This is a genomic window from Bacillus sp. AR4-2 (genome assembly GCF_008274865.1).
In the GTDB taxonomy this organism is placed as follows: Bacteria; Bacillota; Bacilli; order Bacillales; family Bacillaceae_G; genus Bacillus_A; species Bacillus_A cereus.
Map to the genome: position 1 here is coordinate 3918200 of NZ_CP031062.1, position 16582 is coordinate 3934781.

The window sequence follows — 16582 nt, forward strand, 5'->3', positions numbered from 1 at the left end:
ACACAGTATCCTTTTCTTTAGTTATCAAAATGTGATGTTTTGTCAACTTCATATTGCTGTAAAAATTGTTGCAACGCCTCTTCTACAAGTTTAGATTTTTGAATTCCTTTCGATTCTGATATAAGGTCCAATCTTGCTAATATTTCTGTATTAATAGAAAAGGTCCGTCTCTTTTTCTCTGTACTTTTACTCACAATTGGTGCAATTACTTCTTCTCTTTTTCTTAATAACTCATAAATGCTTTGTAATTGCTCATAAATTAATAATTGATAATCTGTTTTCTCATATTGAAGGGCGGTCGCTTCTTGGAGTTGTAAGTGACGTGGTTCTTCTCCATCTCCTACAAAAATACGTTTCTTCTGCTCTCCATCATATTCGTATCCAATCAATCTTAATTTCTTCGATAATGTATACGGGCTTATTTCAAGACGTTTTGCTATAATAGCGATGGATTCACGTCTATTTAAACCATCTATAATTTCTCCAATCGTCACAATTTCCCTCCTCCCGTGTTGAAATGACACTAGTATGGTATGTTACAATGATTTTCTAACAGTATATGCAAAATGAATAGCCTGTGCGATTCATACGATTTCACAAAAGGAGGTTTTCAATATGCTTTTTCGTAGCTACACCCCTCAGTTCTATAACGAAAACAAACAACTTATTCCTAATAGTATCGCTACGATAGAAAGCGTTATGATTAATAATCGAAAACAAACTCTCCTTATGCGTGGACAAAACGTAGAGCAACCTATTTTATTATGCTGTCACGGCGGACCTGGGATGGCACAAATCGGATTTATTCGCCATTTTCAAAAAGAATTAGAGAAGCAATTTATTGTTATTAATTGGGATCAGCGCGGGGCTGGTAAATCCTTTTCAATGAAAGATTTCGGAGCAAATTTCACAATCGAACAATTCGTTTCCGATGCAAAAGAAGTGATTCAATATGTACTTAAAAGGTTCAACAAACAAAAACTATTTCTCGCTGGTCATTCTTGGGGAAGTATTATTGGGCTTAACATAGCACATCAATATCCAAAGTATATCGAGGCTTACATCGGTATTGGGCAAATTGTACATATGAAACAAAATGAAGAATTGCTATATCAACATTTAATTCATTCTGCAAAAAAACATGATCATAAAAAAGCATTAGCTTCCCTTTTAAAATTAGGCAAACCACCATTTTTAGATACGAGACGTCTCATTATTCAAAGAAAGTGGCTTGGCACATTTGGAGGCGCAATCCAAAACGGATCTTCCTTTTCTTTCATACGAAAAGGTTTCTTTTCTCCTGAATATACGCTATTAGATTGGTTCAAGTTTCTCGCAGGAAATTTAAAATCTGGTGTTTTATGGGAAGAAATGCTGACAATCGATTTCTTTTCTTCTATTTCAAGTTTATCTATTCCAGTTTATTTTTGTTCTGGTCGCTATGATTATCAAACTCCTTATGCACTCGTTCAGGAATATTGCGATATTATTGAAGCGCCTATAAAAAAGATGATTTGGTTCCCAAATTCAGCACATTCTCCTGATTTAGAAGAACCAGAATTATTCGCTAATTCTTTACAATCAATTAAACAAGAGCTAGCTTTTCAGCATTAGTAACAAAAGGCTCTTTTACATTTCATAGAAAACATTTTATAATAATATGTCGCAAGCATGTATAAACATAGCAAAATGTTTCATATTTACTTGTCTTAACAGAATAAAAATTTAGGGAGATTACATTTATTATGAACGCTGTACTCGTCGCAGTAGCAATTATGCTATTGCTTAGTTTGTTACGTGTCCAGGTCATTGTCGCCATCATTGTTGGAGCTTTAACAGGCGGACTTATCGGCGGACTCGGTATTTCAGAAACGATTAACACTTTTACAACTGGTCTTGGAAACAGTGCTCCAATCGCTTTAAGTTATGCAATGCTTGGTGGTTTCGCTATTTCCCTTTCCAAAACAGGACTTCCAGATGCTATGATTCAAACTGCATTAAAATGGATTGGCAATGAACAAGACACGAAAAAACAAGTTTATTCTAAAATACTTATTTTATTCATTATTTTAACGATGGCTTGTTTCTCACAAAATGTGATTCCTGTTCACATTGCTTTCATCCCCATCTTAATTCCAGCACTTTTAAAAGTATTAAATGAGCTGAAAGTGGATCGCAGACTTGTCACATGTATTATTACATTTGGATTGATTACTCCTTATATGTGGATCCCTGCAGGATTCGGAAAAATTTATCATGACGTATTACAAACCAACGCTGCGCAAAGCGGCCTTACATTTGATGTCACACTTATTCCAAAAGCAATGACTATTCCAGCAATTGGTATGATTATTGGATTATGTGTAGCGGTATTCATTACGTACCGAAAACCTCGTACGTATGAAACAGAACAAATTCATACTACCGAAAATGAAATCGTTCCCTATACAAAACGTAGCATTACTTTCGGGTTATTATCTATCATTGCTACATTAACTGTTCAATTAACAACAGAATCAATGATTTTCGGTGCTTTAGCAGGTATTATCGTCTTATCAGTTAGTGGCAGTCTACCACTTAAAGAAGCAGATGCGATATTAACAAGCGGAATGCGTATGATGTCCTTTATTGGCTTTGTTATGATTGCTGCCGCTGGATTCGGCGCTGTTCTTCGAAAAACAGGACATGTTGAATCTCTGGTGCAAACGAGTGCACATATAATTGGAAATAACAAACCACTCGCTGCATTTCTTATGCTCGTTATTGGACTTCTCGTTACGATGGGAATTGGTTCATCCTTTTCAACCATCCCTATCTTAACAACCATTTTTGTACCTCTTTGCATTCAGCTTGGATTTAGTCCAATGGCCACAATTGCAATTATCGGTACAGCCGGAGCACTAGGTGACGCAGGATCTCCAGCATCGGATAGTACCCTTGGACCAACATCCGGTTTAAATGCTGATGGTCAGCACCATCATATATGGGATACATGTGTACCCACTTTTCTACATTACAATATACCGTTACTTATATTTGGCTTTATTGCCGCAATTACATTATAAAAAGGTGCGTATAAAACGCACCTTTTACTTTTTTATTTTTCCTTTTAATTGTTGAAAAGCTACTTTTCCGTTATCTTTGACATAGCTTTCAATTGTCGGTAGTGATGAACCTATCCATTCACACTCTATACTCCCATTCGGTCCAACAATTTTTAATTTATCTGGTATATGTATATTTAGAAATCTCGCTGACCGAATTAACTCAATAGCAATCTGATCACTTGAGGCTACAATTCCATCTATATACGGATTGTTTTGCAATAATGTAATAAATTGTTTATTTGTATACCCTTGTACACATTCTTCTCGATAAGAGATTCCTTCATCCCAAACAGCGTCTAAAAACCCTGCTATATGATCTTCCATTTCTTCACTTTCTTCTCCCTCACCGAAATATGCAAGAAAATGACACCCTTTCTCTTTTAATAAAGAAACAGCTCTCTGTCCACTTTCATAATAATTTCCATGTGATTGTTGCTCATCGATCACAACAAACGGAAATGGAATTTCTCCTACACTTTTAAAAACTGCTCTCGTCAAAATAACACCTGCAATGTTATTTTGCTTCAGCATATGTATGTATCTATCTTTATTCTCTATATTACAAATAATGATTTGATAGCCTTCTTTATATGCTATTTCCTCAATACAATGTAGCAAAGTGATGTTTGATTGGTTACATAAATTATCTACAAGTAATGCAATTATCGTTGAATTCTCTTTAAATAGTGGCTTCGCTGCACTGTTTGGCCTATAACGTAATTCTTCAATTGCTTCCTTTACTTGTTTTACTGTGTCCTCATGAACGTATCCTTTTTCATTAATAACTCGTGAAACGGTTGCGACTGAAACACCTGCCAATTTTGCAACATCACGTATAGTTGCCACATCGTCACCCCTTAATATGGTAATAGATTACAATTTTACGGTAACCTAAATTACACTATCCGTCAAGATTAATAACTCACATTTCTGAAAATTGTTACATCATTTCACTAAACGATACTCCAACTGAATTTCATGTAAAATTGGGATATTATCATATCCCATACGTGGAATTTCTTTCTTTATTTTTCGTGCCTCCTCTACCGCATTCACATATAAATTAGTCATTACAAAATTACGCTTTTGGTAAAATCGTAACGCATTCATATTATCATTTGTTGTAATAAGCCAAACCTGTCTGCACCGTTCTTCTTCTGCAACTTGTAATACACAATCCACAAGTTTCGTCCCTATTCCTTTTCTTTCTTCAAAGCTATCTAGCGATACAATTTCGCATATATTTCCGGTCACTTCATACGTTATAATTCCGATTATTCTGTCATCTGAGAGCGCAACAAATCCTGGCAACTCTTCTAACTGATGTCCCTTACCACGTGAAACCATCAATGAACTTCCCCAGTTCTCACACATGAACATTCGGATTGTTTCTTTCATCGCTGGCGTAATTTTTTGTATATGCAGCATTTCCTATTTCTCCCCTTTTATATCATTGTGATACAATATAAGTGTATCACATGTAACGGTATTTGGAGGATGAGGTAAAGTATGAAACGTTTTTTTGCAGCATTGTTTACTATACTAGGTGCAATAACTGCCCTTGGGATTTTCTTTACAAATAAAGTGATGTACTTAAAGAAAAAAACAGAGGAAGAAGTACTCGAAAGAGAAACGAAAAAACATTTTCGTATAGAGGATTTTGATGCTCTTCATAAAGAAGAAATTCATATCCCTTCACAATTCGGATACGACCTTCACGGATATTACATTCCTGCTGGTCATTCCACCAATAAGTTTATGGTTTTTTGCCACGGTGTAACTGTAAATAAAATAAACTCTGTAAAATATGCAAACTTATTCTTAAAAAGGGGATATAACGTCCTCATTTACGATCATCGTCGTCATGGTAAAACTGGCGGAAAAACAACAAGCTATGGATACTATGAAAAACATGATTTAAAATCCGTAGTTGACTGGCTAAAAAACCGTTTTGGCACCAATATTACACTTGGTATTCATGGTGAATCTATGGGAGCTGCAACACTTCTTCAATACGCAGGACTTGTAGAAGATGGTGCTGATTTCTATATTGCAGATTGTCCTTTCTCTGATTTTCACGGACAATTACAGCACCGTTTAAAGGTTGAATTCCATCTACCAAAATGGCCTTTATTACCTTTAGCAAACGCATTTTTAAAAGTTCGTGACGGTTATACAATTCGTGAAGTTTCACCAATCGACTGTATAAAAAACATTAACAATCCCGTTCTCTTTATTCATAGTAAAGATGACGACTATATTTTAGCTGATATGACAAAAGCGTTATATGAAGCGAAAGAAAATAATAAGCAGCTTTATATTGCAGAACACGGTGCACACGCTTGCTCTTATAACGAAAATAAAGAAGAGTACGAAGCAGCCGTCGATCAATTTTTAAACACATATGTGAAAGAAACAAAAAACAGGCTTGCATAAGCCTGTTTTTTATTGCGCTAAAACGTCTGTAACTTGTTCCATATTTTCAGAAATCCATTGCATTGCATCATCTAACGTTGGGAATTCTGTCGTTTGAAATGTTACTTCATCTTGAAGTAACCAAACATCCTTTGCCTCTTGCCCTACACCTGCAATGGACCAATGTAACAAACTATATGGATGATTATCATTCAAAAATGATGCCCACGTGCGCTCATTTGCAATGTTTCGTAATGTATGTAATTGTTTATCCATCTCTCGTCACCTTACTCTAGTCAGTTATGAAAACTATTATAACACTCTCTTCTTTCTCAAACAAAGTGCTCTTTTTATATTGTCAAGCACTTCCCTTGATTATATGATGAAATTAAGCGTTTGGGAAGGAGGGATAACGTTGGCAAAAGTACAAATTAAAGTAAATGATAATGGCTCTTTTCGCGTTACAGGGGACGTGGAATTAGTCGACTCACAAGGGAATGTATTCCCAGCAAAACCGGCATTTTCTTTATGCCGTTGTGGTTTATCAAAAAATATGCCTTATTGCGACGCTTCGCATAAAGGTAAATTCGAGTCTGTTGTTAGAGCACCAGAGGCAGAATAATTTTACATGTGACATGCACATTTTTTTGTGCATGTTTTTTCTTTTTAGCAACTCCGTTATATCCCTTCTCCTTACAACATTTCTAATACTTTTATTTCCATTCCAGCCTGCATATATTTTCACACAATTCTTCACATTCGAATATTTTTTACTAGCCTTTTATTTTTTTTGTGCTATAATTTGAGCAAACAGCATCCTTCGGGGTCGGGTGAAATTCCCAACCGGCGGTGATGAAGTGAAAACTTCTAAGTCCGTGACCCGTTTTCAACTCGAAAACGGTGGATCTAGTGAAACTCTAGGGCCGACAGTATAGTCTGGATGGGAGAAGGATATGTTTCTAGTTTTTTATATAGTGAATACACTTTTATTTCAGTATGCATATTTTTAAAGATTCATTTTGATTCTTTATATATGTTTAATTTTCTATACTTATTTTTTATACTGAAATAAAAAGAGACAACTAGCGTTTAAAAATTCGATATTTTGCTAGGTTTTTTCCTTATGCAGAAATATCAATTATCGTTAGGTTTCTTTCCTATGCTTTCGTATTCAAACTATATTTCTAGAAATCACGTCTCCCAAACCCCAAGGATATTAAATCCTTGGGGTTTTTTGATTTTTTTAGGAGAGGTGAAGAAAATGACAGATCAAGAATATATGAGGATTGCCCTGCAGTTAGCAGAAGGGACATCAGGACAAACAAGTCCAAATCCTATGGTTGGTGCTGTTGTTGTAAAAGATGGAAACATCGTTGGTATGGGGGCTCATTTACGAGCTGGTGAAGAACACGCAGAAGTTCATGCCCTTCAAATGGCTGGTCAGAACGCCAAAGACGCTACCGTTTATGTAACACTGGAACCGTGTAGCCACTTTGGAAAAACACCACCTTGTTGTGAATTGCTCATCGAAAAAGGAGTTAAGCGTGTTGTAATTGCTACTCTCGATTGTAATCCGCTCGTTTCTGGTAACGGAAAAAGAAGATTAGAGGAAGCTAGAATTGAAGTAACTACCGGTGTTCTTGAAGCAGAAGCAGTTTTATTAAATCGCTACTTTTTTCACTACATGAAAACGAAGCGCCCTTTTGTAACAATCAAAACAGCGATGAGCTTAGATGGAAAAACAGCAACTGTAACTGGTGAAAGTAAGTGGATTACAGGTGAAGAAGCACGTGCTGATGTTCACCAATATCGCCATACACATGATGCAATTCTTGTTGGAGTGAATACAGTTATAGCTGATAATCCTCATTTAACAACAAGAATTCCAAATGGTGGGAAACATCCTATTCGCGTTGTTTTAGATACCCATTTACGAACGCCACCATCTTCTCATGTTATAACAGATGGTTTAGCACCGACATGGATTATTGTCGGTAAGGATGTAAAGAAAGAGAAGATATCTTCTTATGAATCTAAAAATATAGCTATATTCCAAATGGAAACGAAGCATATAGAAATCGAGGACCTTCTTTCCTTTCTTGGAGAAAAACAAATTCTTTCTCTATTCGTTGAAGGTGGCCAATCGATTCATGCAAGTTTCTTAAAAACAAACAATTTTAATGAAATTGTAACCTATATAAGCCCGAAATTAATTGGTGGGAAAGATGCTCCTACTTTATTTGGAGGAAATGGTTTTTCAAAATTACAAGATGCGCTTTCCTTGAAAATTCAAGAGATGAAACAAATTGGTGATGATATAAAAATCGTTGCGAATGCCCGAAACGAGGTGACAAAATGTTTACAGGAATTGTAGAAGAATTAGGAACGATAGCAAACATGCAACAAAGTGGAGAAGCGATGAAATTAACGATTCATGCAAAGAAAATTTTATCAGATGTTCACTTAGGTGATAGTATCGCGGTTAACGGTATTTGCTTAACTGTAACAAACTTTACAACTACTTCATTTACAGTTGATGCAATGCCTGAAACGATGCAGTCGACATCACTTCGCATGCTTAAACCGCACTCTAAAGTAAATTTAGAGCGAGCAATGGCTGCAAACGGACGATTCGGTGGACATTTCGTTTCAGGACATATTGATGGAATCGGAACGATTTTAAATAAAAAACAACATTACAATGCCGTCTATTACAAAATAGCAATTTCTGATGACCTGCTGCGCTATTGTTTGCAGAAAGGGTCCATTGCTGTTGATGGAACGAGTTTAACGATATTTGATATAGACGAATCTTCCATAACGATTTCACTCATCCCGCACACAGTAAGCGAATCTGTCATTGGAGAAAAAAATGCCGGAGATATCGTAAACATTGAGTGTGACATGATTGGTAAATATATCGAACGCTTTATTACTAAACCTACAAAACGAGTAGGTTCAATGACCGAAAACTTTTTACAAGAAAACGGATTTCTATAAGGGGGAAGCACAATGTTTCATCGTATTGAAGAAGCTCTAGAAGATTTAAAAAAAGGTAAAGTCGTTATCGTATGTGATGATGAAAACCGAGAAAATGAAGGCGATTTTATTGCTTTAGCAGAGTACATTACACCAGAAACAATTAATTTTATGATTACACATGGCCGTGGTCTCGTTTGTGTACCGATTACGGAAGGGTACGCAGAACGTCTACAATTAGAACCAATGGTATCTCACAATACAGATTCACATCATACTGCGTTTACAGTGAGCATTGACCATGTCTCTACAACAACAGGGATTAGCGCTCACGAACGTGCAACTACGATACAAGAATTGTTAAACCCCGCATCAAAAGGCGCTGATTTCAATCGACCTGGACATATCTTTCCATTAATTGCGAAAGAAGGCGGTGTCCTGCGTCGTGCAGGTCATACAGAAGCTGCTGTTGATTTAGCGAAGCTATGCGGTGCCGAACCAGCTGGAGTTATTTGCGAGATTATAAATGAGGACGGCACGATGGCACGTGTACCTGATTTAATAGAATGCGCAAAACAATTTGATATAAAAATGATTACAATAGAAGATTTAATTGCTTACCGCCGCCATCATGAAACACTTGTGACGAGAGAGGTGGAAATTACATTACCTACAGATTTCGGTACTTTCCACGCAATTGGCTATTCTAACTCATTAGATACGAAAGAACATATCGCACTTGTAAAAGGTGATATTTCAATAGGTGAACCGGTACTTGTGCGTGTTCATTCTGAATGCTTAACAGGAGATGTATTCGGTTCACATCGCTGCGATTGCGGACCACAACTCCATGCAGCACTTGCTCAAATTGAGCGTGAAGGAAAAGGTGTTCTTCTTTATATGAGGCAAGAAGGAAGAGGCATTGGGCTTCTTAATAAGCTTCGTGCTTATAAATTACAAGAAGAAGGATTCGATACTGTAGAAGCAAATGAAAAACTCGGCTTCCCTGCTGATCTTCGTGATTACGGTATCGGTGCTCAAATATTAAAAGATTTAGGTTTACAGAGTTTACGATTATTAACGAATAACCCAAGAAAAATTGCTGGCTTACAAGGTTACGATTTAGAAGTAGTCGAGCGTGTACCGTTGCAAATGCCAGCAAAAGAAGAGAATAAATCGTATTTACAAACGAAAGTAAACAAATTAGGACACTTACTAAACTTATAATTAAAGGAGAGATTTATTATGGTATTCGAAGGTCATTTAGTTGGTACAGGATTAAAAGTTGGAGTTGTTGTTGGACGTTTTAACGAATTTATTACAAGTAAGTTACTTGGCGGCGCTTTAGACGGATTAAAGCGTCACGGTGTAGAAGAAAGTGATATTGATGTTGCTTGGGTTCCTGGTGCATTTGAAATTCCTTTAATCGCTAAAAAGATGGCTAGTAGCGGAAAGTATGATGCTGTTATTACATTAGGTACTGTAATCCGAGGTGCTACAACTCACTACGATTACGTTTGTAATGAAGTAGCAAAAGGTGTTGCGTCTTTATCACTACAAATGGACATCCCAGTTATTTTCGGCGTATTAACGACAGAAACAATTGAACAAGCGATTGAACGCGCAGGTACGAAAGCTGGTAATAAAGGATATGAATCAGCTGTTGCTGCAATTGAAATGGCTCACTTATCAAAACAATGGGCATAAAAAAAGAGGCTGCGGCCTCTTTTTATTTTTTCACCTTTTTTTGTACATCTTTTATTAATTCATTCATCGTTTTTCCTTCTGTTTTTATATGAAGAGCTTGTGCTGTTCTCCATACATTCTCTCTTTTTTTCGCTTCTTCTATAATAGTAATTTCTTTTCTAACTTCCTTTAAATCTTTTCCTTCCGTTTTCAATCCAAAATGTTCAGCTTTCGTTCGAAAGTGTTGTTCGATTCTTTGTTGCATCTCTTTTTGTTCAGGATTTTCAGCAGCCTTAACTGGATCAGAACTTATTGCTTTTATTAAAATTAAACAAGTCATAATCGCTAATATGTATTTGTACATGTAAAATCCTCCAACCCAATATAAATTACATATTTACTATGTACAACTAGGGCTTGGAAAATTCGTCCACAAAAATTCTTTTTTTCGTTCAAAAACCAATAGTATCAAGCGTTCACAACTATTTATTACATTTTATTTACAAAAAAGCAAACTCTTTTACAAGTTTGCTTTTTCATCTATCTTATAATGCACATTCTTCAATCTCAAATCCTAAATCTGCAATCATACCCCAGTCCGCAGTCGGCTCTTGTCCAGCTGTCGTTAAGTAGTCCCCGACAAAAATAGAATTTGCTGCAAATAAACCGATTGGCTGTACAGAACGTAAATTGATTTCACGCCCTCCTGAAATACGAATTTCTTTTGTTGGGTTTACAAAACGCATCATTGCCAGTACTTTTAAACATTCTACTGGCGTTAACTCTTTTTGCCCTTCAAGAGGTGTCCCCTTTACAGCAACAAGGAAATTACAAGGGATAGAATCTGGATCTATACGTTGTAATTCAAATGCAATTTCAGCACGCTCTTCAATTGTTTCTCCCATGCCAAAAATCGCTCCAGAGCATGGAGAAATGCCCGCTTGTTTTGCTTTTTGAACTGTATCAACACGATCATCATACGTATGAGTTGAACAAATACTATCGTAATTATTTGCATGTGTATTTAAGTTGTGGTTATAACGGTGCACGCCTGCTTCCGCTAAACGTCCTGCTTGATCTTCATTTAAGAAACCTAAACAACAACAAATCTTCAAGTCTGTCGTTTCACGAATTTCCTTAACTGCTCCAATTACGTGATTTACCTCTTTATCTGTCGGACGACGACCAGACGCTACAATACAATATGTACCTGCTTTACGGCGTATTGCTTCATGTGCCCCTTCTACAATCTTCTCCTGCGTTAACCATGCATATTTATCAATCGGTGCTTCTGAAATAATAGACTGTGAGCAATATCCACAATCTTCAGGACATAATCCAGATTTCGTATTAATAATCATATTCAATTTTACTTTCTTACCAAAGTGATGATGGCGAATAATGTAAGCCGCATTCATAATTTCTAAAACTTCTGTATCATCAGCTTCTAATATCGCTATTGCATCTTCTTTTGTAATCATCTTCTCTTCCACTACGTCGTATGCAAGTTTTTTCCAATCCCTTTTTGTTTGTACTTGTTTCATTTCATCTCTTCCCCTCTTTTGTTATATGTATAAGTAAAGCATGATACGTTGCCATTATCCCTTCATTTCCCGTGAAGTCTCTTTCGTATATGCGTAGCATCGCACGAAAGAGTGAGGGACTTTGACAATATGATCCTTCATTGCTATTAGTTGCTCCTACTTTTCGAATAGAATGCAGAAACTCCTTAACTTCTGTAAAACTTTCTATGTAACATGTTTCAGAAACATGCACATCCCCTGTTTCTATCTTACATATATGAAGCAACTGATCTTTTGAATAAAAACGTTGACCAATCGATGTTTCATTTTTTATATTTCTTTCTTCTTTCGCACGTTGGAACGAAGCATGCAATTCTTGAAATGTTTCATGTCCAAACGTTGAAAAGAGTAATATCCCATCTATAGACAAATGTTGAAATAAATTTCTTAACACTTGTTGTAAATTATTTAACCATTGAAATGTAGCATTTGAAATAATGACATCATATGATTCTTCTAATCGTAATCGCTCAATATCTTCACAGTGAAACGTTACATTTTTTACATTTTGTCTAGTTTGCGCAATCGCAATCATACTTTCAGCAAAATCAACTGCTGTAATATGTGATTTCGGAAATAACTTTGATAATTGCTCTGTTACATACCCCGTCCCGCATCCTAGTTCTAAAATACGTATTGATGCCGTTTCACTATATCGTTCCTTTAAGATTGAAAGTAATGAATGTGCCATCTTTTTTTGTACATTTGCATATCGATCGTAAGATACGGCTGCCCCATTAAACCGTTTTTGTAGTAACGTTTTGTTGATCATGTCGTATCCCCTCTACAAATTGAATTATCTCATTTGCGCAATATTCAAAATTCGTCACACATAATGCATGCCCTGCTTCACTTACTACTTTCAGCTCGCTGCTGCTATTCTCCGTCATACTACGTGCCGCAGACAATGGGCATATTACATCCTGTTCTCCGTGAATAAGTAGTATAGGTACTTTAATTTCTTTTAGTTCTTCTCTCATATCTGTTTCTATTAAATAATCCAAACCTAGTTGTAAAGACTGAATAGAATCACCTTTAAAACGGTCTACAATGTCTTCAAAGTTTTTATTCCCTTTTAGCTCATCTTTCGTAAACATATTTTCATAAAACCGCTTGAGCGTATCTTCTTTCCTTCTCGCCAAATTCCTTTTCAGCCGTTCTACATGCAAAGCATTCCATCCATTACTATAGTCGCTCGTATTTGTAAATTTAGCAGTCCCACCAATTAATACGATGCCTTTTGCCTGAATCTTTTTATAAGCTTCAACTGCTGCTAACGCTCCTAGTGACCATCCAACTAAAATTACGTTGTCGTTATGCGCTACATCTATAATTCGTTCCGCAAATTCACTTCGTTCTTTCACATTACGCCAATCTACGCATTGAACAGGATATCCTTTAAAATACGGAAGTACTAAATCCCAAATATTCTCTTCCATTCCCCATCCGGGGATAAAAATAATCTTTAGCTCGTTCATACGAAAATCTCCTCTTCTTTCGCAATGTGAATAATTCGGTCAATAGCCCATTTTAAATCAGCTATTGTATGTTGCGATGTAACTGCAAAGCGAATTCGAGAACTATGAACCGGCACAGTTGGCGGACGAATTGCAATGGCCGCAATCCCTGCCTCTTGCAACCTTTTACTAAATCGTAAAGCATGTTCATTTGAACCGACTACAATCGGTACAATATGAGTTGAACTATTCCCAATATCAAAACCAACATCCCTTAATTTAGTTCTGAAGTATTCTCCGTTTGCTATAAGGTTCTCTCTTCTTTCGTTATCTTCTTTTACAATTTCAATTGCTTTTTGCACTGCTCCTAACGTACTTGGTGGTAAAGCTGTAGTAAAAATAAAGCTTCTCATCATATTTTGTAAATACTCTATATAAATTTCATCACCTGTCAAATACGCACCATAACACCCTAAAGCCTTGCTAAACGTCCCCATATGTATATCAATTTTTTGAGCAAGATTTTTTTCTATATGAGATAACCCAGCTCCGCCGATTCCATATATTCCACTCGCATGTGCTTCATCGACTATAATGATTGCCCCGTATTTCTCTTTCAGCTGTACTAAATCTCTTAAATACGCAGTATCACCATCCATACTAAAAACGGTATCTGTTACGATTAATTTCCTTTTTTCAGGCGAAGCCATTTTCAACAGCTTCTCTAAATGATCCAAATCATTATGACGATACCTTTTATGCTCTGCCCCGCTTAATAGGATTCCATCAACAATACTTGCGTGATTTAACTTATCACTAAAAACAATATCGTGCCGAGAGGCCAAAGAAGATATGGCACCTATATTTGCCGTATACCCACTATTTACAATTAAAGCTCTTTCAGTACCTTTCCAGTCACATATGCTTCTCTCAACCTCTTCATATAATGGATGATTTCCTACAACGAGACGAGAGGCAGTCGCTCCAGTTCCATATCTTTTTGTACAGGCAATAGCAGCTTCTTTTAACCTTTCATCTCCAGCTAACCCTAAATAATTATTTGACGCTAAATTTAACATCCTTTTTTTATCTCGAATAAGCCAAGTCTCTTCTGCCTTCTCTGTTACATGCAAATCACGATACTGCCCTTGCTCATGTAATTGTTGTAATTTACATTGAAGGTGCGCCCGCCACGTTTGATTCATTTTGGATAAACTCCTCTAATTTTGAAATCATAATATGTTCTTTTGCAGATTCTAATACTTCTTCTTTCGTAAACTCACCTTCAAAGAATGGTAATAATCCTAAAACTGGTACCCCGCTCAGCTCTTCAATCATCTCTTTATTTTCTTGCACTCTTTCCATTTCACATTCTTTGCAACCTGATAAAATGACACCCGCTACGGTTAAGCCATGCGCCTTTGCGTAAGCAATCGTTAACACTGTATGATTTACTGTTCCTAATATAGGACGAGCTACTACAATAAGAGGCAACTGTAATTCTTTTGCAAAATCAATTACTAAAGCATCTTCTGTATATGGGACAGCAAGCCCACCTGCCCCTTCTACAAATAAGCTATTAAACTCTTTTAATAGTTCATTATAGTAATCAGTAATTTCTTTTAACTTTACTACTCTTCCAGCTCTTTTCATGGCAAGTCTCGGAGCAAGTGGTTCTTCAATAGAATAAGGGCAAATTTCATTTTCTTGTGTCGGCACACCTGATAATGCTTTTAACCTTGCCGCATCTCCCTCAGGGTTTGATGCAACATGCCCACTTTGCAACGGTTTATATACTCCGATGTTATATCCCAATTCTCTAAATACACCGGCTAATGCACCGGCAACGACAGTTTTCCCCACTTCAGTATCTGTTGCTGTTATAAAAAAACCGCTCATTATTCTCCCTCCGTAACATCCGAGATTGCTTTATACAAAATACGTAACATATCATCAATCTCCTCAATTGTAGAAGCAAGAGGTGGCATAAATACAATCGTATTACCGAGCGGTCGCAAGATCATACCCAGCTCTCTTGCGCGTTTACATACTTGAACACCAACTCTTTCTGTCCAGTCAAACGCTTCTTTCGTTTCCTTATTCTTCACAAGCTCAATACCAACCATTAATCCGCACTGACGAATATCACCTACATGTTTATACGCAAAGAGCTTTTCTAATTGCGCTGCCACATAATCCGTTTTATGTGTCACTTCTTCTATTAAATTTGTTTTTTCATATAGCTCTAAATTCGCGATTGCTACGGCACACCCTAACGGATTGCCTGTGTAGCTATGTCCATGGAAAAATGTTTTTTGTTCTTCATATTCTCCTAAGAAGGCATTATATATTTCATCCGTCGTTACCGTAACTGCAATTGGTAAATATCCACCTGTTAAACCTTTCCCAGCAGTTAAAATGTCTGGCGTCACATTTTCATGTTCACACGCAAACATTTTCCCTGTACGCCCAAATCCAGTCGCTACCTCATCTGTAATAAATAATACATTGTACTTAGTACATAAATCGCGCAGTCCTTTTAAATATCCTTTTGGCATTGTAATCATCCCGCCAGCACCTTGCATTAATGGCTCCACAATGATGGCAGCTACTTCTTCATGCTTTTCTTTCAACAATTCTTCCATTTCTTCTAAATGGCTTTTTACAATTTCCTCCCTATTATTTCCGTAAGGAGAACGATATGTATATGGATACGGCATTTTAATCGCATCAAATAAGAGCGAACTATACACTTGGTGAAACAAGTCTATTGCTCCTACCGAAACAGCTCCAATTGTATCACCGTGATATGCTTCTTTTAATGTAACGAATCTTTGTTTCTTTCGTTTCCCTTTATGCTGCCAATATTGGAAAGCCATCTTAATTGCAATTTCAACAGCGGTAGAACCTGAATCAGAATAGAATACCTTCTTCAATCCATCTGGTACAACCTCAATAATTTTTTCTGCTAATAAAATAGATGGAACGTTAGCAAGTCCTAACATAGTAGAATGAGCAATTTTATTTAATTGCTCACGAATTGCTTCATCTAATTCCGGTACTTGATGTCCGTGAACATTTAACCATATAGATGAAACACCATCCCAATATTCATTACCATTTACATCGTATAGCTTTCTTCCCTCTCCACGTTCAATAATGACAGGATCTTCTTCTAAATAATCTTTCATTTGTGTAAATGGGTGCCATACGTAAGCTTTATTTTTCTCTGCTAATTCTTCATATGTATAAGATGATTTTTCAATCGTTTTACTATTTATTGTCACAATTGTCACCCCTAATGTTAACTCGTTTATAAATATAGTTAACATTAAATCTGAATGACTGTCAATTA

General features: G+C 36.4%; 19 protein-coding genes and 1 riboswitch. Of the genes, 8 read left to right on the top strand and 11 right to left on the bottom strand.

Going from position 1 to position 16582, the window contains the following annotated elements; all coding sequences use genetic code 11:
- Positions 1 to 17: 17 nt before the first annotated feature.
- Positions 18 to 494 carry a ribbon-helix-helix domain-containing protein gene (locus tag DN399_RS20150; protein ID WP_000151931.1) on the bottom strand — a complete coding sequence of 159 codons (477 nt, stop codon included), beginning with the start codon at positions 492 to 494 and terminating at the stop codon, positions 18 to 20.
- A gap of 121 nt (positions 495 to 615) precedes the next feature.
- Here DN399_RS20150 and DN399_RS20155 point away from each other — a divergent pair, with 121 nt between their 5' ends.
- Both DN399_RS20155 and DN399_RS20160 read left to right on the top strand, forming a co-directional pair.
- Complete coding sequence (locus tag DN399_RS20155; protein ID WP_000898973.1) at positions 616 to 1614, top strand: alpha/beta fold hydrolase; 999 nt, start codon at positions 616 to 618, stop codon at positions 1612 to 1614.
- Between the two features lie 131 nt (positions 1615 to 1745).
- A complete protein-coding gene (locus tag DN399_RS20160) occupies positions 1746 to 3065 on the top strand; it encodes a Na+/H+ antiporter family protein (protein ID WP_000994816.1) in 1320 nt (439 codons plus the stop codon).
- A 24-nt stretch (positions 3066 to 3089) separates the two neighbouring features.
- Here DN399_RS20160 and DN399_RS20165 read toward each other — a convergent pair whose 3' ends face one another.
- Both DN399_RS20165 and DN399_RS20170 read right to left on the bottom strand, forming a co-directional pair.
- The gene (locus DN399_RS20165) at positions 3090 to 3953 is read right to left on the bottom strand and encodes a LacI family DNA-binding transcriptional regulator (RefSeq protein WP_000201346.1); all 864 of its coding nucleotides are present in this window, start codon (positions 3951 to 3953) and stop codon (positions 3090 to 3092) included.
- Between the two features lie 99 nt (positions 3954 to 4052).
- On the bottom strand, positions 4053 to 4535 hold the full coding sequence (locus DN399_RS20170; RefSeq protein ID WP_000902435.1) for a GNAT family N-acetyltransferase: 483 nt from the start codon (positions 4533 to 4535) through the stop codon (positions 4053 to 4055).
- Between the two features lie 81 nt (positions 4536 to 4616).
- Between DN399_RS20170 and DN399_RS20175 the strand changes: the two genes are divergently transcribed.
- Positions 4617 to 5543 (top strand): alpha/beta hydrolase, encoded by a 927-nt coding sequence (locus DN399_RS20175; protein ID WP_000819234.1) that lies wholly within the window; start codon positions 4617 to 4619, stop codon positions 5541 to 5543.
- Between the two features lie 9 nt (positions 5544 to 5552).
- Here DN399_RS20175 and DN399_RS20180 read toward each other — a convergent pair whose 3' ends face one another.
- Positions 5553 to 5798 carry a DUF2552 family protein gene (locus DN399_RS20180; protein ID WP_000360793.1) on the bottom strand — a complete coding sequence of 82 codons (246 nt, stop codon included), beginning with the start codon at positions 5796 to 5798 and terminating at the stop codon, positions 5553 to 5555.
- Between the two features lie 139 nt (positions 5799 to 5937).
- Here DN399_RS20180 and DN399_RS20185 point away from each other — a divergent pair, with 139 nt between their 5' ends.
- The 5 genes from DN399_RS20185 (at position 5938) to ribH (ending at position 10208) form a co-directional block, all read left to right on the top strand.
- Positions 5938 to 6144: a CDGSH iron-sulfur domain-containing protein gene (locus DN399_RS20185; protein WP_001151582.1), complete on the top strand. Its 207-nt coding sequence runs from the start codon at positions 5938 to 5940 to the stop codon at positions 6142 to 6144.
- Between the two features lie 190 nt (positions 6145 to 6334).
- Positions 6335 to 6478: riboswitch (FMN riboswitch) on the top strand.
- Positions 6479 to 6783: 305 nt separating this feature from the next.
- Positions 6784 to 7896 (top strand): bifunctional diaminohydroxyphosphoribosylaminopyrimidine deaminase/5-amino-6-(5-phosphoribosylamino)uracil reductase RibD, encoded by a 1113-nt coding sequence (gene ribD, locus DN399_RS20190; protein WP_000131988.1) that lies wholly within the window; start codon positions 6784 to 6786, stop codon positions 7894 to 7896.
- A complete protein-coding gene (ribE, locus tag DN399_RS20195) occupies positions 7878 to 8522 on the top strand; it encodes a riboflavin synthase subunit alpha (RefSeq protein WP_006921463.1) in 645 nt (214 codons plus the stop codon). Before ribD ends, ribE begins: the two co-directional genes overlap by 19 nt.
- Before the next feature lie 12 nt (positions 8523 to 8534).
- Positions 8535 to 9728 carry a bifunctional 3,4-dihydroxy-2-butanone 4-phosphate synthase/GTP cyclohydrolase II gene (gene ribBA, locus DN399_RS20200; protein WP_006921466.1) on the top strand — a complete coding sequence of 398 codons (1194 nt, stop codon included), beginning with the start codon at positions 8535 to 8537 and terminating at the stop codon, positions 9726 to 9728.
- A gap of 18 nt (positions 9729 to 9746) precedes the next feature.
- Positions 9747 to 10208, top strand: a complete 462-nt coding sequence (gene ribH, locus DN399_RS20205) for a 6,7-dimethyl-8-ribityllumazine synthase (protein ID WP_000230899.1) — start codon at positions 9747 to 9749, stop codon at positions 10206 to 10208.
- 22 nt (positions 10209 to 10230) lie between these two features.
- Here ribH and DN399_RS20210 read toward each other — a convergent pair whose 3' ends face one another.
- From DN399_RS20210 to bioA, 7 genes are all read right to left on the bottom strand, one after another.
- Entirely contained in the window at positions 10231 to 10551 is a 321-nt protein-coding gene (locus tag DN399_RS20210; protein ID WP_000280032.1) for a hypothetical protein, read from the bottom strand.
- A 181-nt stretch (positions 10552 to 10732) separates the two neighbouring features.
- Positions 10733 to 11731: a biotin synthase gene (gene bioB, locus DN399_RS20215; RefSeq protein WP_149149903.1), complete on the bottom strand. Its 999-nt coding sequence runs from the start codon at positions 11729 to 11731 to the stop codon at positions 10733 to 10735.
- A gap of 1 nt (position 11732) precedes the next feature.
- The gene (gene bioC, locus DN399_RS20220; protein ID WP_070179485.1) at positions 11733 to 12542 is read right to left on the bottom strand and encodes a malonyl-ACP O-methyltransferase BioC; all 810 of its coding nucleotides are present in this window, start codon (positions 12540 to 12542) and stop codon (positions 11733 to 11735) included.
- Positions 12508 to 13248, bottom strand: a complete 741-nt coding sequence (locus tag DN399_RS20225) for an alpha/beta fold hydrolase (RefSeq protein ID WP_070179486.1) — start codon at positions 13246 to 13248, stop codon at positions 12508 to 12510. Before DN399_RS20225 ends, bioC begins: the two co-directional genes overlap by 35 nt.
- Positions 13245 to 14432: an 8-amino-7-oxononanoate synthase gene (gene bioF, locus DN399_RS20230; protein ID WP_070179487.1), complete on the bottom strand. Its 1188-nt coding sequence runs from the start codon at positions 14430 to 14432 to the stop codon at positions 13245 to 13247. The genes DN399_RS20225 and bioF overlap by 4 nt, the downstream gene beginning before the upstream one ends.
- Positions 14398 to 15126, bottom strand: coding sequence for a dethiobiotin synthase (gene bioD, locus DN399_RS20235; RefSeq protein WP_006921472.1), 729 nt, complete (start codon positions 15124 to 15126; stop codon positions 14398 to 14400). Before bioD ends, bioF begins: the two co-directional genes overlap by 35 nt.
- Positions 15126 to 16559, bottom strand: coding sequence for an adenosylmethionine--8-amino-7-oxononanoate transaminase (gene bioA, locus DN399_RS20240; protein WP_016125821.1), 1434 nt, complete (start codon positions 16557 to 16559; stop codon positions 15126 to 15128). Before bioA ends, bioD begins: the two co-directional genes overlap by 1 nt.
- Positions 16560 to 16582: the final 23 nt, after the last annotated feature.

Bases quoted from the DNA above. Each gene is read 5' to 3' on its own strand.
- DN399_RS20155 (WP_000898973.1), top strand. From the start codon at position 616: ATGCTTTTTCGTAGCTACACCCCTCAGTTCTATAACGAAAACAAACAA.
- DN399_RS20160 (WP_000994816.1), top strand. From the start codon at position 1,746: ATGAACGCTGTACTCGTCGCAGTAGCAATTATGCTATTGCTTAGTTTG.
- DN399_RS20170 (WP_000902435.1), bottom strand. From the start codon at position 4,535: ATGCTGCATATACAAAAAATTACGCCAGCGATGAAAGAAACAATCCGA.
- DN399_RS20175 (WP_000819234.1), top strand. From the start codon at position 4,617: ATGAAACGTTTTTTTGCAGCATTGTTTACTATACTAGGTGCAATAACT.
- DN399_RS20180 (WP_000360793.1), bottom strand. From the start codon at position 5,798: ATGGATAAACAATTACATACATTACGAAACATTGCAAATGAGCGCACG.
- ribD (WP_000131988.1), top strand. From the start codon at position 6,784: ATGACAGATCAAGAATATATGAGGATTGCCCTGCAGTTAGCAGAAGGG.
- ribE (WP_006921463.1), top strand. From the start codon at position 7,878: ATGTTTACAGGAATTGTAGAAGAATTAGGAACGATAGCAAACATGCAA.
- ribBA (WP_006921466.1), top strand. From the start codon at position 8,535: ATGTTTCATCGTATTGAAGAAGCTCTAGAAGATTTAAAAAAAGGTAAA.
- ribH (WP_000230899.1), top strand. From the start codon at position 9,747: ATGGTATTCGAAGGTCATTTAGTTGGTACAGGATTAAAAGTTGGAGTT.
- DN399_RS20210 (WP_000280032.1), bottom strand. From the start codon at position 10,551: ATGTACAAATACATATTAGCGATTATGACTTGTTTAATTTTAATAAAA.
- bioB (WP_149149903.1), bottom strand. From the start codon at position 11,731: ATGAAACAAGTACAAACAAAAAGGGATTGGAAAAAACTTGCATACGAC.
- bioC (WP_070179485.1), bottom strand. From the start codon at position 12,542: ATGATCAACAAAACGTTACTACAAAAACGGTTTAATGGGGCAGCCGTA.
- DN399_RS20225 (WP_070179486.1), bottom strand. From the start codon at position 13,248: ATGAACGAGCTAAAGATTATTTTTATCCCCGGATGGGGAATGGAAGAG.
- bioF (WP_070179487.1), bottom strand. From the start codon at position 14,432: ATGAATCAAACGTGGCGGGCGCACCTTCAATGTAAATTACAACAATTA.
- bioD (WP_006921472.1), bottom strand. From the start codon at position 15,126: ATGAGCGGTTTTTTTATAACAGCAACAGATACTGAAGTGGGGAAAACT.
- bioA (WP_016125821.1), bottom strand. From the start codon at position 16,559: ATGTTAACTATATTTATAAACGAGTTAACATTAGGGGTGACAATTGTG.